14 protein-coding genes and 1 pseudogene are annotated in these 15,342 nt (G+C 60.2%); 11 read left to right on the forward strand and 4 right to left on the reverse strand.

The window, feature by feature from the left end; translation table 11 throughout:
• Nucleotides 1-268: 268 nt before the first annotated feature.
• Entirely contained in the window at nt 269-724 is a 456-nt protein-coding gene (locus ASD95_RS16970) for a DUF721 domain-containing protein (RefSeq protein WP_056726071.1), read from the forward strand.
• A 93-nt stretch (nt 725-817) separates the two neighbouring features.
• Here the strand turns inward: ASD95_RS16970 and ASD95_RS16975 are convergent, their stop codons facing one another.
• Entirely contained in the window at nt 818-2,296 is a 1,479-nt protein-coding gene (locus ASD95_RS16975) for a helicase HerA-like domain-containing protein (RefSeq protein ID WP_056726327.1), read from the reverse strand.
• A gap of 188 nt (nt 2,297-2,484) precedes the next feature.
• On the opposite strand from ASD95_RS16975, the pseudogene ASD95_RS30365 reads away from it, so the two are divergent.
• The 5 genes and pseudogenes from ASD95_RS30365 to ASD95_RS16995 all read left to right on the forward strand — a co-directional run.
• Nucleotides 2,485-3,516: pseudogene (locus ASD95_RS30365) on the forward strand (HAMP domain-containing protein); the annotation flags it as partial.
• A gap of 93 nt (nt 3,517-3,609) precedes the next feature.
• Nucleotides 3,610-4,374, forward strand: coding sequence for a methyl-accepting chemotaxis protein (locus ASD95_RS30370; RefSeq protein WP_442965745.1), 765 nt, complete (start codon nt 3,610-3,612; stop codon nt 4,372-4,374).
• A gap of 160 nt (nt 4,375-4,534) precedes the next feature.
• Nucleotides 4,535-5,647, forward strand: a complete 1,113-nt coding sequence (locus tag ASD95_RS16985) for a glycosyltransferase family 4 protein (protein WP_056726073.1) — start codon at nt 4,535-4,537, stop codon at nt 5,645-5,647.
• Nucleotides 5,640-6,416, forward strand: a complete 777-nt coding sequence (locus ASD95_RS16990; protein WP_056726074.1) for a DUF2334 domain-containing protein — start codon at nt 5,640-5,642, stop codon at nt 6,414-6,416. Before ASD95_RS16985 ends, ASD95_RS16990 begins: the two co-directional genes overlap by 8 nt.
• Nucleotides 6,413-7,408 carry a lysylphosphatidylglycerol synthase transmembrane domain-containing protein gene (locus ASD95_RS16995; protein ID WP_056726075.1) on the forward strand — a complete coding sequence of 332 codons (996 nt, stop codon included), beginning with the start codon at nt 6,413-6,415 and terminating at the stop codon, nt 7,406-7,408. Before ASD95_RS16990 ends, ASD95_RS16995 begins: the two co-directional genes overlap by 4 nt.
• On the opposite strand, the gene ASD95_RS29460 is transcribed toward ASD95_RS16995, so the two are convergent.
• Entirely contained in the window at nt 7,395-7,571 is a 177-nt protein-coding gene (locus ASD95_RS29460) for a hypothetical protein (protein ID WP_177336478.1), read from the reverse strand. The genes ASD95_RS16995 and ASD95_RS29460 overlap by 14 nt on opposite strands.
• A gap of 86 nt (nt 7,572-7,657) precedes the next feature.
• The gene (gene purU / locus ASD95_RS17000) at nt 7,658-8,506 is read right to left on the reverse strand and encodes a formyltetrahydrofolate deformylase (RefSeq protein ID WP_007993692.1); all 849 of its coding nucleotides are present in this window, start codon (nt 8,504-8,506) and stop codon (nt 7,658-7,660) included.
• A 336-nt stretch (nt 8,507-8,842) separates the two neighbouring features.
• Between purU and mvaT the strand changes: the two genes are divergently transcribed.
• Complete coding sequence (mvaT, locus tag ASD95_RS17005) at nt 8,843-9,220, forward strand: histone-like nucleoid-structuring protein MvaT (protein WP_007933316.1); 378 nt, start codon at nt 8,843-8,845, stop codon at nt 9,218-9,220.
• Nucleotides 9,221-9,318: 98 nt separating this feature from the next.
• Here mvaT and sbcB read toward each other — a convergent pair whose 3' ends face one another.
• Nucleotides 9,319-10,749 (reverse strand): exodeoxyribonuclease I, encoded by a 1,431-nt coding sequence (gene sbcB, locus ASD95_RS17010; protein WP_056726076.1) that lies wholly within the window; start codon nt 10,747-10,749, stop codon nt 9,319-9,321.
• 200 nt (nt 10,750-10,949) lie between these two features.
• On the opposite strand from sbcB, the gene ASD95_RS17015 reads away from it, so the two are divergent.
• The 4 genes from ASD95_RS17015 to ASD95_RS17030 are packed head-to-tail and all read left to right on the forward strand — an operon-like array spanning nt 10,950 to nt 15,340.
• Complete coding sequence (locus tag ASD95_RS17015; RefSeq protein ID WP_056726077.1) at nt 10,950-11,675, forward strand: RDD family protein; 726 nt, start codon at nt 10,950-10,952, stop codon at nt 11,673-11,675.
• Complete coding sequence (locus ASD95_RS17020) at nt 11,672-12,649, forward strand: stage II sporulation protein M (protein ID WP_056726328.1); 978 nt, start codon at nt 11,672-11,674, stop codon at nt 12,647-12,649. Before ASD95_RS17015 ends, ASD95_RS17020 begins: the two co-directional genes overlap by 4 nt.
• A complete protein-coding gene (locus ASD95_RS17025; RefSeq protein ID WP_056726078.1) occupies nt 12,636-14,180 on the forward strand; it encodes a DUF4129 domain-containing protein in 1,545 nt (514 codons plus the stop codon). The genes ASD95_RS17020 and ASD95_RS17025 overlap by 14 nt, the downstream gene beginning before the upstream one ends.
• Nucleotides 14,177-15,340 (forward strand): DUF4350 domain-containing protein, encoded by a 1,164-nt coding sequence (locus ASD95_RS17030; protein WP_056726079.1) that lies wholly within the window; start codon nt 14,177-14,179, stop codon nt 15,338-15,340. The genes ASD95_RS17025 and ASD95_RS17030 overlap by 4 nt, the downstream gene beginning before the upstream one ends.
• Nucleotides 15,341-15,342 lie beyond the last annotated feature (2 nt).

Genomic DNA, 15,342 nt, shown 5'->3' on the forward strand with positions numbered 1-15,342 from the left:
CCCGTGAGTCGCCCGTGCAGCCCTCATGGCCGCATGCGAACGAGCATTCTACCCGGAAACGATGGAGAGGAAAGTGGCGATATTCCACGATGCTGGCACAGCGCTTTGACGGGGCTCACTTAAAATAAGGGCGTTTTGCTCAACTTCAAGCCGTTCAAGACAGAAGTTAGTTGTTGATTTAATGGGTAAAGCGCCCACAAAAGCAATGGGCGGGTGCATCCGGCGCTTTCTGCTACCATGGCGCCTCTGTTACTTCAGGTGTCTGATCATGGCATTTCGCCCACTTACGGCCAAAGTACCTGCCGTTCTACTACGCGAAGCCAAGCCGCTGAAGGCCATTCTCGGCCACGCTCAACGCCTGGGTCACCTGCAACGCTTGCTCGAAAGCCAATTGCAACCCGCCGCTCGCGAGCATTGCCACGTGGCTTCCTGGCGCGAAGGCAGTTTGTTGCTGATTGTCACCGACGGTCATTGGGCAACCCGCCTGCGCTACCAGCAGAAGCGCCTGCAACGGCAACTGCAAATGTTCGACGAGTTTGCCAATCTGACCCGGATCCTGTTCAAAGTTCAACCGCCGACCGTTCAGCAAGGTGCGACCGGGCATACCATGGACTTGTCCAACGACGCGGCAGCGACCATTCAGGCCACGGCCGACGGGATCAGCGACCCGAATCTGCGGGCAGCGCTGGAGCGGTTGGCGGCGCATGCCAAAACCAAAGGTTAAAGACAAGATCAAAAGATCGCAGCCTCCGGCAGCTCCTACATTTAAATTTGCGAGCAACCCGTAGGAGCTGCCGAAGGCTGCGATCCTTTGCTTTCAGCGGCGTTTTTTGCTGCCCAGCAACGAGCCCATCAAGCCGCGCACCAACTGTCGGCCAATCTGGTTCGCCGCCTGTTGCATCGCCGATTTCAGCGCCTTCCCAGCCGCTGTGCCGAGGAACTCTCCGGCCTGTTCGGTGAAACTCGGTTCCTGTTTGCCCTGCTCCGCTTCGGGCTCAGGTGCCAGTCCCTTGCGTCCCACCAGCACCTCATAGGCTGATTCGCGATCGATCGGTTGGTCATAACGCCCTTTGAACGGTGAGCCTGCGATCAACATCGTGCGCTCGGTTTCAGTCAAAGGCCCGATCCGCGATTGCGGTGGTGCCACCAATACCCGCTGGACCATTTCCGGCGTGCCCTTTTCCTGCAGGGTGCCGACCAGCGCCTCACCGATCCCGAGCTCGGTCAGCACCGACAACGCGTCGAACGCAGGATTCGGCCGGAATCCTTCGGCCACCGCGCGCAGGGACTTCTGCTCCTTGGCCGTGAACGCACGCAGACCGTGCTGGACGCGCAAACCCAACTGCGCCAGCACATCATCCGGCAGGTCACCCGGCGACTGGGTGACGAAATACACGCCCACGCCTTTCGAACGAATCAGCCTTACAACCTGTTCCAGACGATCACGCAATGCCTGGGGCGTACCGTTGAACAACAAGTGAGCTTCGTCGAAGAACAATGCCAGCAAGGGTTTTTCGGCATCGCCACGCTCCGGCAGTTGCTCGAACAGTTCGGCCAACAGCCACAGCAGGAACGTCGCATAGACTTTCGGCGCCTCATGCACCAGGCGGCTGGCGTCCAGCAAATGAATGCGCCCACGGCCATCCGCCGTGGGTTGCAGGATGTCTTCGAGTTGCAGCGCCGGCTCGCCGAACAGGGCTTCGGCGCCCTGTTGCTCCAGGGTCGCCAGACGTCGCAGCAATGCCTGGCTGGAGCCGGTGGTCATCAATGCCGCATCGTCGCCCAGCAACTGGGGGTTGTCCCGCAGGTGATTGAGCAACGCCTTCAGGTCCTTGAGATCGAGCAACAACAGGCCTTCGCGGTCCGCCACCTTGAACGCGGCGTAGAGTGCCGATTGCTGACTGTCGGTCAACTCCAGCAGGCTGCCCAGCAGCAGCGGCCCCATTTCACTCAAGGTTGTGCGTAAAGGATGACCGGACTGACCGTGTATGTCCCACAACGTCACCGGATAAGCCTGAGGCTTGTGGTTGAGCCAGGGCATCCCGGCAATCCGCTCAGCGATCTTGCCCTGGGGGTTGCCGGCGGCGCCAAGGCCGCACAGGTCACCCTTGATGTCGGCGGCGAACACCGCTACGCCGGCATTGCTGAAGGCTTCGGCCATTCGTTGCAAAGTGACGGTCTTGCCGGTGCCGGTCGCGCCCGCGATCAATCCGTGGCGGTTCGCCAGGCGCATGGCCTGGGCAATCGGCTGCCCTTCGAGATCTGCGCCGATAACGAGTTGCAATGAGTCAGGCATTTGGTCACCCATGATTAATCTTTGGTCCTGCACGGCCGATAGAGATAACGACAAAGCAGTCAGACACGATCTGGTCGGAAATTTCCCTAAGGAGAGTCGGAAAATTCACTTGCTTTCAACCTTGCCCGTCGTGCGTCCCTTTATAAAAGCACGCGCTGGACATTAAGACCTTAGCGGAACCCCAAGCCATGAACAAAAATCTGCGTTTCAGCCATAAAATCCTGCTTGCCGCCGCCCTCATTGTGATTGCCGCCTTCGCCTCATTCACGCTGTACAGCGACTATTTGCAGCGCAATGCCATTCGCGAAAACCTGGAAAATTATCTGCAGGAAATGGGCGCGGTAACCGCCAACAATATCCAGACCTGGTTGAACGGGCGCAGCCTGTTGATTGAAAACCTGTCACAAACTGTTGCGCTCAACCCCGATGCCGACAACGTTTCCAGCCTGCTTGTACAAAAAGCCGTGACCTCGACCTTCATGGGTGCCTACCTCGGCAACAAGGATGGCTCGTTCATCATTCGCCCGGACAGCAAGATGCCCGATGGCTATGATCCACGTGCACGCCCTTGGTACAAAAGCGCGCAAGGCAGCAGCGGTTCGGCATTGACCGAGCCTTATATTGATCTGGCTTCCGGCCAACTGGTGATCTCCATTGTCGACAGCGTCATCAAGGACGGCCAGAACATCGGCGTGGTCGGTGGTGACCTGAGTCTGCAAGTGATCGCCGACAGCCTTGGCACGCTGGATTTCGACGGCATGGGTTATGCCTTCCTGGTCAGCTCCGATGGCAAGATCCTGGTACATCCCGACAAAGCGCTGGCGATGAAGGCGCTCAAGGATGTCTACCCGCAAGACACGCCGGCTATCAGCAGCGCAATGAGCGAAATCCAGGTCGATGGCAAAACCCGCATCGTGACCTTCACCCCGATCAAAGGCTTGTCATCGGTCAACTGGTACATCGGTGTGTCGGTCGACAAAGAAAAAGCCTACTCGATGCTCAGCGAATTCCGCGCCTCGGCTGTGGTTGCGACCATTATTGCCGTGGCCATCATCATCGCCCTGCTCGGCATGCTGATTCGCATCCTGATCCAGCCGCTGCACGTCATGACCCGTGCCATGGCCGACATCGCCGACGGCGAAGGCGACCTGACCAAGCGCCTGACCATCCAGAACAATGACGAATTCGGCACACTCGGCACCGCGTTCAACCGTTTCGTCGAGCGCATTCACGGCTCGATCCGCGAAGTGTCCTCAGCCACCGGGCAAGTCAACGAAGTGGCATTGCGCGTAGTGGCCGCTTCCAACTCGTCGATGTTCAACTCCGACCAGCAAGCCTCGCGCACCAGCAGCGTCGCGGCCGCGATCAACCAGCTCGGTGCCGCAGCCCAGGAAATTGCCCGTAACGCCGCTCAGGCTTCGAGCCAGGCCAGCGATGCCCGCAACCTGGCCGAAGACGGCCAGCAAGTGGTGGACCGCAGCATCGCGGCGATGAATCAACTGTCGAGCATGCTCAGTGCATCGAGCTCCAACATCGAATCGCTGAACAGCAAAACGGTGAACATCGGGCAGATTCTCGAAGTGATCACCAGCATTTCCCAGCAAACCAATTTGCTGGCACTCAACGCCGCCATTGAAGCCGCCCGCGCCGGTGAAGCCGGTCGTGGATTTGCCGTGGTGGCGGACGAAGTGCGCAACCTGGCACATCGCACACAGGAATCGGCACAACAGGTGCAAACCATGATCGAGGAGTTGCAGGTCGGCGCCCGGGAATCGGTCAGCACCATGAGCGACAGCCAGCGCCACAGTCAGGACAGCGTGGAAATCGCCAACCTCGCGGGCGAACGCCTGAACAGCGTGACGCTGCGTATCGGTGAAATCGACGGCATGAACCAGTCGGTGGCTACCGCGACGGAGGAACAGACCGCCGTGGTGGAGTCGATCAACGTCGACATCACCGAGATCAACACACTGAACCAGGAAGGCGTGGAGAACCTGCAATCGACATTGCGCGCGTGCTCGGACCTTGAGCAGCAGGCGGCACGGTTGAAGCAGTTGGTAGGCAGTTTCCGTATCTGATGCAGCAACCCCATGTGGCGAGGGAGCTTGTCGGGACGGTGCGGCGATCCGACAAGCTCCCTCACAGCCTTCATCCAGCGCCTTGCAACAAACCCCGACCGAACATCTATCCTTCATATAGGTCAACCAAAGGAGTAACAGGACCGGAGGATCGTTCATCGTGCATATCGCGGACATCACCATGTTCTACGCCCCCGCCAGTGGAGGCGTGCGCACTTATCTGGATGCAAAGCACCGTCGCCTGGGCATCAAGCCAGGCATTCGCCACAGTTTGCTGATCCCCGGATCGTCCTTGGGCGAGCAGGATGGCATCTTCACGGTTCCCGCCCCTGCCCTGCCCTTCGGCAAGGGTTATCGCTTTCCTCTGCGTCTGGCGCCTTGGCGCAATGTGCTGCAAGACTTGCAACCCGATCTGATCGAAGTCGGCGACCCCTATCTCACCGCATGGGCGGCGCTGGATGCGCGGCGCCAACTCGATGTGCCGGTCATCGGCTTCTATCACTCGGACCTGCCGCTGCTGGTCAGCAACCGCATGGGAAGCTGGGTGACCAACAACGTCGAGGCCTATGTCAGCAAGCTCTATGGCAACTTCGACCGGGTCCTGGCGCCCAGCCGGGTCATGGCCGACAAGCTCACCGGGCTTGGGGTCAGGAATGTCTTCGTGCAGCCGCTCGGCGTCGACCTGCAAACCTTCAATCCCGATGCCAGAGACCCCGGGCTGCGGGCCGAGCTGGGCCTGGACGAAAACACCCGCCTCTTGATCTTCGCCGGGCGCGGGTCCAAGGAAAAAAACCTGCCGGTGCTACTCGACTGCATGAAACGCCTGGGCCGACGCTATCACCTGCTGCTGGTTGGCTCGTCGATGCCCACGGCCGTGCCGTCCAACGTGACGGTGATCGACGAGTTCTGCCCGGCGGCGCAGGTGGCCCGCCTGATGGCCAGCGCCGACGCATTGCTCCACGCCGGTGATCAGGAAACCTTCGGCCTGGTCATTCTGGAGGCCATGGCCAGCGGCATTCCAGTGGTAGCCGTGGCGGCCGGGGCCTTCGAGGAAATCGTCACCGAGGACTGCGGCCTGCTCTGTGCGCCGAACAATCCCGCCGCGATGGCCACCGCCGTTCGAGAACTGTTCGGCTCGGGCAGCGTAACCCTGGGCCGGCAAGCGCGATTGCATGTCGAACGGCATTACGCCTGGGATACGGTGGTCAACAGCCTGCTGCGCCACTACCACGCCGTGCTCGGCAGCCAATGGCCGCAGGCAGCCAATGGTTGAGTCCATGAACTGTCCCGCTTTACTGCTGGTACTGCACGACGTGGCACCGCCCACCTGGGCCGATTACCAGTCGTTCGTCGAAACCGTCGACGCCTTGGGTGACGTGCCGATCACCTGGCTGGTGGTCCCGGATTTGCACAAACACAACAATCTGGACGCCCATCCGCAATTTTGTCGCCAGCTCAGTGCCAGGGTCGCCCGGGGCGACGAACTGGCACTGCATGGCTATTTCCATTGTGACGACGGGCCGATGACCATCAATCCCCACGACTGGTTCATGCGTCGGGTCTACACCCACGAAGGCGAGTTTTACCGTTTGTCGCAGGAAGACGCCCTCGCCCGGTTGCGTTCGGGTATCGATATGTTCCACCGCCATGACTGGCCGCTCGAGGGGTTCGTCGCCCCGGCCTGGCTGATGAGCCAGGGCACTCGCCAGGCGTTGCGCCAATTGCCGTTGAGTTACACCAGCGACTCGCAACATTTATACCGGCTACCGGATTTCATCGCGATAGAGGCGCCGGGGCTGGTCTGGAGCGCGCGCAGCGCCTTGCGCCGGGGTGTTTCGAAGCTCGTCAGCGACTGGCGAGAACAGCGTTGGCAGCACGCCCCGGTGATTCGCCTGGGCCTGCACCCGGTGGACATGCGCCATGAGTTCTCACGCCGATACTGGCTACAAACCCTGGAGCACCTGCTCGACATCGGAAGAGTTCCGATGACCAAGGCCCGCTGGCTGGCGCTGCAAAACGACCGAATGGGCCTTGCCGCATGAGTCGCGCACTGCTGTTGTTCGTCGGTTTGCTCGCGGCAGTGCTGATTCCATTATTGTTGGGCGGCAGCGAAACCTGGTCTCGGCTGAGCGCATTTCCGCTGCCGTGGTTGCTGATCATGTTCGGCATGATCCTGCTGTGCTGGGGAGTGAACACTCTGCGTTTGCGCCTGTTGCTGGGGGATCAGTGCGACAAGGTCGGCCGACTCAGGAGCCTCGGCGTGGTGATGGCCGCCGAATTCGCCTACTGCGCCACGCCCGGCGGCAGTGGCGGACCTCTGACGATCATGGCCTTACTGGCGCGTCGCGGCGTGCGTCCCGCCAGGGGCAGTGCAGTGTTTGCCATGGATCAACTGAGCGACTTGCTGTTTTTCCTCTGTGCCCTGAGCGGGATTCTGATTTACGCCCTGTTCCAGCACCTCAGCCAGCGCATGGAATGGATGCTGATGGTCAGCACCGTTTCGCTGTTCGGCGGCCTGATCAGTTGCGTCATGGTGGCCCGCTATCACCGCTTATTGATTCGCCTGAGTGGCCGTTGGCTCGCCCGACTCAATGTCAAGGCGGCCACGCGAATGCGCTGGGCGCGCAAACTCCTGCAGTTTCTGGCGGCGTTTACCGACACGTTGAAGTTGCCCGTGCAGACCTTGATCAAGGTATTCGCCCTGACCTGCATGCACTGGGTCCTGCGCTACAGCGTGCTGTACCTGGCGCTACGAGGGCTCGGCGCGGACTTGCAGTGGGCCTGGAGTTTTCTGGTCCAGATGCTTGCCCTGAGCGCCGGTCAATTCAGCCTGCTGCCGGGGGGAGCCGGGGCGGCCGAACTGACGTCCGCTGCGCTGCTGGCGCCCATGGTCGGGAAATCCACGGCAGCCGCGGCGATTCTGATTTGGCGGGCGGTGACCTATTACTTCTATTTACTGGTCGGTGGGCCGGTATTTTTGCTGATGCTGGGTCGGCCACTGCTGATGAAGTTGATGAAACTCAGGCAGGCTTAGGTTTGTCCTCGGGCTCTTGCTGCATCTGCTCCCACAGCTGCGCGGCGTCAGGAAACTCCGTACCGGTTTCAGGCCCCATGTCATCCGGGTCGTAGCGGCTCAGGCAACCCTCGCCCAGCGTGGCGGGAGCCTTGGAGGTGGCTTTGTCCAGTGGATCGGCCATGGTCATGTCCTCGGTGCAGAAACGGCGAAGGGCCTGAAGCGATTGAACGCCCAGGCCCTTCGAGTTTCAACTGTGACGTACGTCTGTCAGAAGACGACAGTCTTGTTGCCGTGCACCAGTACCCGGTCTTCCAGGTGATAACGCAAGCCACGGGCCAGCACCATTTTCTCGACATCACGGCCGAAACGCACCATGTCTTCGATGCTGTCGCTGTGGCTGACACGCACTACGTCCTGCTCGATGATCGGGCCGGCATCCAGCTCTTCGGTCACATAGTGGCAGGTCGCGCCGATCAGCTTAACGCCGCGCAGGGAGGCCTGGTGGTAAGGCTTGGCACCGACGAACGACGGCAGGAAGCTGTGGTGAATGTTGATGACCTTGTGCGCGTATTCGCTGCACAACTCGGGCGGCAGGATCTGCATGTAGCGGGCAAGCACCACCACTTCGGCGTCGTGCTGCTTGACCAGGCGCGAAACCTCGGCGAAGGCTGGCTGCTTGTCCTGCGGATTGACCGGGACGTGGTAGTACGGAATACCGTGCCACTCCACCATGCTGCGCAAGTCATCATGGTTGGAAATCACACAGGAAATTTCGCAGTCCAGCTCATCGCTGTGCCAGCGGTGCAGCAAGTCGGCCAGACAGTGCGACTCGCGGCTGGCCATCAGGACCACGCGCTTCTTTTGCTCGGTATCGGTGATGCGCCAGTCCATCGAGAACTCTTCGGCGATCGGGGCAAAGGCTTCACGAAACGCTTCGATACCAAATGGCAGGGAGTCGGCACGGATTTCGTGACGCATGAAGAACCAGCCACTGAGATTGTCCGAGTGATGGCTCGCTTCAGTGATCCAGCCGTTGTGTGATGCCAGAAAGTTACTGACTTTGGCAACGATGCCAACACGGTCCGGGCAAGAAATCACCAGACGAAAAGTGCGCATGAGGGGGAAACTCCAGAACTTCGCAAAGGCCGCCATTCTAGCGATTGCGCAGCAAAACTGCAGTATTGTTGACGTTTCGCCCTGCCGGAAGGTCAGTGCGCCAGGGCGGACACCCGCAGTGCCTGCTTGCACAGATGCTCTTGCGTCGCCGAGCAATTGTTAATTTATGTATATCTGACAGACCGGGACCACACTAAAAACTGCATTACCAATGCGAGCCAAAACCCCGGCAATTAAATTAAATAAACTTGCCTTAAATGTTTACTTGATGAAACACGGTGACTATTATTGCCGCACTGTCACCTGCCATCCAGCGTACAACATAAGGTAGTCACCATGTCCTTGATCAACGAATATCGCGCCACCGAAGAAGCTATCAAAGAGCTGCAAGCCCGTTTGAAGAACCTGTCCCAAGACGACAAACTGCAAACCGAGCTGGAATTCGAAGGCAAACTGCGCACCCTGATGGGCGAATACTCCAAGTCCCTGCGTGACATCATCGCGCTGCTGGATCCAGAATCCAAAACCAAGGCACCACGCGGCGGTGCAGTGAAAACTACTGGCACCAAGCGTGCTCGCAAAGTTAAACAATACAAAAACCCGCACAACGGTGAAGTCATCGAAACCAAAGGTGGCAACCACAAGACTCTGAAAGAGTGGAAAGCCAAGTGGGGCGGTGACGTGGTGGAAGGCTGGGCTACCCTGCTGGGCTAAGCCTCAGAGCTTGTCGCAGATGGATCCGTGACAAAAAATAACGCCAGCAAATGCTGGCGTTTTTTATGCGCGGTGTTTAAGCCCCGGCATGTTCGATTTCAAAGACTCAAACGCTTGCGCAGTCCCTGGACATAATCCTGCCACTCACCGAGCACCCCCTGCTGAAACGCAGTAGCACTAACGCTCAATTGGGCCGCGGCGTCCACAAAACTATCAAGGGTATTTGGCGCACCCCATTCTGGGTCTGACAAACGTTTCTGACAGAATATTCGCCAGCGTTCTTGCTCTTCGGAATTCAACGTGTCGGGAAAGTTGCGTGCGCGATATCGAAACAGCAATTCAGGCAAACGTTCGTCATCGAAAGGCCACTGCTCTTGTGCCAATTGCATCGGGTCAACGGTCCTGACTTGTTCACACAATCGTCGATCCCGATCACCGATAAATCCATCATATAACTGTTGCTCCGGATCCTGGCTCTGGGAAAAATCTTCGCGCGCATAAATCGCCAGGATTTTATCCTGCCAAACTTTCCGGGCGTCATTGAGCTGCGACACCCTCTGCTGATACAGCGCCATATCCAATCCCAGACGCTGCTGATCTTCCTGGCGAAGTACCGACAACGGAGCCACTACCGGGCACTTGTTGATGTGAATCAGCTTCAATGGCACCGGCAACTCGCCCTCGGCCAGCTCGTCGCGGCGGGTATACAAGCGCTGGCGCAAACTTTCGGCATCCAGGTCGAGCAGGCCCTGGGGATCGAGGTGCAGATCACAGACAATCAGGGCGTTCTTGTTGCGCGGGTGCCAGGCCAGCGGCAACACCACACCCACATAGCTGCGCGCGGCCGAAAAACGTCCGGAAACATGTACCAAAGGTTGCAGCAGGCGTATCTGGTCCATGACTTTCTGTTTGCTGCGCAGTTGAAACAGCCAGTCGTATAACTTCGGTTGTTTTTCCCGTATCAGGCGCGCCAGGGCGATTGTCGCGCGAACATCCGACAGCGCTTCGTGGGCATTGCCATGATCGATGCCATTGGCAGCGGTCAGGCGTTCGAGCTTGAGCGTGACCCGCCCCTCGTCATCGGTCGGCCAGACCAGGCCATCGGGGCGCAGGGCATAAGCGGCGCGCACCACATCGATCAGGTCCCAGCGACTATTACCGCCCTGCCACTCCCGCGCATAGGGGTCGAAAAAGTTTCGGTACAGGCTGTAGCGGGTCATCTCGTCATCGAAACGCAAGGTGTTATACCCCGCGCCACAGGTACCGGGCGCCGAGAGCTGGGCATGCACACGAGTCATGAAATCGGCTTCGCTCAAGCCTTGCGCCTGCAGTTGCCCGGGGGTGATCCCCGTGATCGTGCAGGCAGCCGGATGCGGCAGGATGTCATCACTGGGCTGGCAGTAAAGATTGACCGGCTCGTCGATTTCATTGAGATCGAAGTCAGTGCGCAAGCCGGCCATTTGCAACGGACGGTCGCAACGGGGGTTGATGCCAGTGGTTTCGTAGTCGTACCAGAAGATGGAGGTCACGGGCGATTCCTGAACTGAAGATCGACAAAGTCTAGGCGTTCACCTCCCGCCCCGGCCAGTAGTCTTGTCATTCAAACACCTTGCGCGGCTCACCATGCAATACATAGTTATGTCGTTTCCTCCCGCCCCCGCCCCTCGAATAGGCTGCTAGCATCGAATGGATACACAATCCCGAATAAGGCCACATCGTCAGGTTGCCCATGCTCGAGACAACAGCACAGCCACGGAATGCGCCGCTGTCACCGCCACTGGATACGCGGTACCAGGTCGAAACGCCGGAAGGCATCGATCTGCCACTGCGGCCGGCCGGGTTGATGGTCCGTGCGCTGGCATTCTCCATCGATCTTGGTTTGCGCGGCCTGGTCCTGGGCGTGCTGTTCATTGTGCTGGCGATGCTCGGCAAACTGGGGGCCGGGCTCGGCTCGATCCTGCTGTTCGTGGTGAGTTGGTGGTACATGGTGCTGTTCGAGGTGCTGAACCACGGCCGCTCGCCGGGCAAACAATGGATGGGCTTGCGGGTGGTGCACGACGATGGCACCCCGGTCGGCTGGTCGGCGTCGCTGCTGCGCAACCTGTTGCGCGTTGTCGACCTGCTGCCATTCGGTTACTTCCTCGGGGCCGTCAGTTGCCTGCAACACCCCCACTTCAAGCGCCTCGGCGATATCGCCGCCGGGACCCTGGTGATCTACCGCGAACGACCGCACACCCGCCCCCAGCTCCCTGAAGCCCAGTCGCGTCGCCCGGCCTTTGTCCTGACACTCACCGAACAACGGGCCATTCTCGGGTTTGCCGAGCGCCAGGGTGAACTCTCCGCAGCCCGGGTCAAAGAACTGGCTTCGATTCTCGCCCAACCCTTGAAAGTCCAGCCCCCACAGGCGGTGACCGAGCTCAACGGCATCGCCCGCGGCTTGTTGGGGCCGACATGAAGCAAAGCCTTTTTGAAAGCCGGCACAAGGCTGAATGGGAGCATTTCGCCCACCTGCTCGAGCAGTTGGAACGGGACGGCAAGAGCACCGACGCCAGCAGTTTCCCGAAGGACTACCGACGTCTCTGCCAACACCTGGCACTGGCACGGGAGCGTGGCTACAGCAGTTTTCTGATCGACTCCCTGCAGCAACAAGTGCTGCGCGGACACCAACAGCTTTACCGTCATCGCAGCCGTTTGGGGGCCAATGTGCTGGCGTTCATCATGGCTGACTTTCCGCGACTGGTGCGCGAACAATGGCGTTTTGTCCTCGCCGCCAGCCTGATGTTCTTTGGCAGCCTGGCCGGCTTCGCGCTGTTGGTGTACCTGTACCCCGAGCTGGTCTACAACCTGATCCCCGCCGCGCAGGTCAGCGAGATGCAAAGCATGTACGACCCCGTTGCCGGTCACCTCGGGCGCACGGCGGGGCGAGCCGCCAGTGAGGACTGGGCGATGTTCGGCTACTACATCATGCACAACATCGGCATTGCCTTTCAGACCTTCGCCAGCGGTTTGCTGTTTGGTATGGGCAGTGTGTTTTTCCTGATTTACAACGGCCTGATGATCGGGGCGGTGGCCGGGCATCTGACCTACGTCGGCTATGGGCAAACCTTCTGGTCATTCGTGATCGGCCATGGCGCCTTCGAACTCAGCGCCATCGCCCTGGCCGGTGCCGCCGGTCTGAAGCTGGGCTGGGCCTTGGTCGCCCCCAGGCGCCTGCCACGCGCCGAGGCCTTGCAATTGGCAGCGGGCAAGAGCGTGCTGCTGATCTGCGGGGCCATGCTATTTCTGTTGATCGCGGCCTTTATCGAAGCCTATTGGTCGTCGAAGACCGGCCCTTCGCACCAGACCAAGTACCTGGTCGGCGCGGCGCTCTGGCTGCTGGTGGTGGCTTATCTCGTGTTCGCCGGACGTCACCGCCATGCGCCTGAGTGACGCCACGGTGGTGATTCGCCCACGTTCGAACTGGGAAGCCATGGATCTTGGGGTGCTCCTGAGCCAACGCCATCGACGCCTGTTAATGACCAGTTGGGCCCTGGTTACTTTGCCGGTTTTCGCGCTGCTCAGTTGGGGGCTCTGGGATTCGCCCTCTCTAGCGGTGTTCATTTTCTGGTGGCTGAAGCCGGCGTTCGAACGCCTGCCCTTGTACATCCTGTCCAAAGCCATGTTCGGTGAAACGCCTACGCTCAAGCAGGCCCTGCACCAATGGCCACGCCTGCTCAAACCGCAATTGCTGGCCAGCCTGACCTGGCGACGCCTGAGCTTGCCCCGCAGTTTCCTGATGCCGGTGATGCAACTCGAAGGACTGGATGGGCAGCAACGGCAACAGCGGATACAGGTGCTGTTGCAGCGAGACGCCGGCGCCGCACGCTGGCTGACAATCATCGGCGCGCACCTGGAAGGCACGTTGTGGACCGGCTTGATGGTGTTGTTCTATCTATTGCTGCCACAACAGGTCGCGCTCGACTGGAGCTGGCAGTCGCTGATCTCGGCGGCCACCCAGGACTGGCGCTGGCTGGAACACCTGACCAACGCCTTTTATGCGCTGGTGCTGGTGGTCTGGGAACCGATCTATGTCGCCTGCGGTTTCAGCCTGTACCTCAACCGACGCACCGTGCTGGAGGCCTGGGATATCGAACTGGTGTTCCGTCGAATGCGCCAGCGTCTGGTCGGTGCAAGCGCTGTCCTGTTGATGGCCGTGATTGTACTGATGCCGACCACCCACACCGCATGGGCCACGGAACCGGCCCTCTCACCCGACAGCCCGCGCCTGCTGGACCAGCCCCTGACCAGCCAGGCCTCCAGGGACAGCATCAAGGCGATCCTCGAACAGCCGCCCTTCAAGAACCGGGAGTCGGTCACGCGCTACCGCTTTGGCGAAGAGCAATCGAGTGCTGGCGCCACGGACGATGGCAAGACACCGAAATGGTTGAAGACCCTGCTGAAGCTGTTCGAGGGACAAGGCTTCGGGGCATTGGCGACCCTGATTGAAATCATGCTGTGGGGCATCGTCATTGGGGCCGTCGGCCTGTTGATCTGGCGCTATCGCGACTGGTTACAGGCCTTCGTCAGCCGCCGACCGATCCCCGTCAACAAAGCCACGGGACCGTTACCGCCGCAGGCGTTCGGCCTGGACCTCAAGCCCGAGTCCCTGCCCAGCGACATCGCCGCCCACGCCGAAAGTCTTTGGCAGACTCATCCACGCGAAGCGCTTGGTTTGCTTTATCGCGCCCTGCTCAGCCGTCTGCTGCACGACTTCAACATCGCGCTCAAGTCCGCCGACACCGAAGGCCAGGTGCTTCGGCGTGTCGAACTACTGCAACAACCGGCCTTGCTGGCCTACAGCCAAAACCTGACCGGGCACTGGCAAAACATGGCCTACGGGCATCGCCTGCCGCCCGCTCAGGTGCAGCAGGAACTGTGTAATGGCTGGCGTGTTCTGTTCGGCCCGGAGACTGCCCGTTGAGCCGGCGCTGGGGCTCGATAGCCGGTGCGTTGGTTGCCGTGTTGCTGGCTGCACTGAGCGTTTATCTGTACCTCAAGGCTACCCCCTACCAGACCGAAATCGACCACGGCCCCTCCCCCGAAGCCAATGCCAACCCTTATCTGGCGGCAGAGTTGTTCCTGCGCAAACAAGGCCTGAGCGTCGACCACGCCAATGGCCTCGACATCCTGCCCAGCCTCGACCCTCGCCAACACAGCCTGCTGTTGCTCGGGGAACGCGACAACATGAGTCCACGGCAGATCGACCAGTTGATGAACTGGACCCGGGCCGGCGGGCGCCTTCTGTTCGTCGCCGAGTCGCTGTGGGATGAAAAGCTCGGCCACAGCAATGACCTGCTGCTCGACAAGGTGCAACTGCACCAATCCCTGAGCAAAGACCTCAAGGCCCCACCGCCGGGTGTCGGTGACGATCCGTACCCGCCACTGACCAAGCTCTACCTGGAAGACGAAGACGCCCCGGCCTATGCCGGTTTCGATACCGCGTTCCATCTCGAAGACCCGAAAAACCTCGCCCTGGCCTGGGCCAACAGCGCCAGGGCCACCCACATGATGCAACTCGACCACGGGCTCGGTTCGATCATCGTGGTCACCGATGCCGACCTGTGGAAAACCCCGGCCATCGACCGGTACGATAACGCCTGGCTGCTCTGGTACCTGACCGCCGACACCCGCGTGACACTAATATTCAACACCGATCACGACAGCCTGCTGACCTTGCTGCTGCGTTATTTCCCCCAGGCGCTTGTCGCGCTGTTCGCCTTGATCGGCCTGGGTTTCTGGCACTTTGGCGTGCGTCAGGGTCCATTGCTGGAACCGGCGCCGAAAGCGCGCCGACAACTGCAGGAACACCTGCGCGCCAGTGCCGACTTCCTGTTGCGCCGCAACGGTCAGGCCGGCCTGCTGCAAGCCTTGCAGCAAGACATCCTGCGGCGTGTGCGGCGTCGCCACCCCGGTTTTGAACAGCTCGGTGTTGCCGAACAATGGCTGGTGCTCGCGCGCCTGACCGGCCAACCCACACGCGCCATCAGCCAGGCCATGAGCCCGCGGCCGAAACAACGGCTTTCCAGCGTTGAATTCAGCCGTCAGGTCGCCCACCTGCAAACCTTGAGGAGCGCCCTATGATC

This window comes from Pseudomonas sp. Root71 (assembly GCF_001429045.1).
In the GTDB taxonomy this organism is placed as follows: domain Bacteria; phylum Pseudomonadota; class Gammaproteobacteria; order Pseudomonadales; family Pseudomonadaceae; genus Aquipseudomonas; species Aquipseudomonas monachiensis.

Coding starts and splice junctions, on each gene's coding strand:
- ASD95_RS16970 (WP_056726071.1), top strand. CDS start 269: ATGGCATTTCGCCCACTTACGGCCAAAGTACCTGCCGTTCTACTACGC.
- ASD95_RS16975 (WP_056726327.1), bottom strand. CDS start 2,296: ATGCCTGACTCATTGCAACTCGTTATCGGCGCAGATCTCGAAGGGCAG.
- ASD95_RS30370 (WP_442965745.1), top strand. CDS start 3,610: ATGTTCAACTCCGACCAGCAAGCCTCGCGCACCAGCAGCGTCGCGGCC.
- ASD95_RS16990 (WP_056726074.1), top strand. CDS start 5,640: ATGGTTGAGTCCATGAACTGTCCCGCTTTACTGCTGGTACTGCACGAC.
- ASD95_RS16995 (WP_056726075.1), top strand. CDS start 6,413: ATGAGTCGCGCACTGCTGTTGTTCGTCGGTTTGCTCGCGGCAGTGCTG.
- ASD95_RS29460 (WP_177336478.1), bottom strand. CDS start 7,571: ATGGCCGATCCACTGGACAAAGCCACCTCCAAGGCTCCCGCCACGCTG.
- purU (WP_007993692.1), bottom strand. CDS start 8,506: ATGCGCACTTTTCGTCTGGTGATTTCTTGCCCGGACCGTGTTGGCATC.
- mvaT (WP_007933316.1), top strand. CDS start 8,843: ATGTCCTTGATCAACGAATATCGCGCCACCGAAGAAGCTATCAAAGAG.
- ASD95_RS17015 (WP_056726077.1), top strand. CDS start 10,950: ATGCTCGAGACAACAGCACAGCCACGGAATGCGCCGCTGTCACCGCCA.
- ASD95_RS17020 (WP_056726328.1), top strand. CDS start 11,672: ATGAAGCAAAGCCTTTTTGAAAGCCGGCACAAGGCTGAATGGGAGCAT.
- ASD95_RS17025 (WP_056726078.1), top strand. CDS start 12,636: ATGCGCCTGAGTGACGCCACGGTGGTGATTCGCCCACGTTCGAACTGG.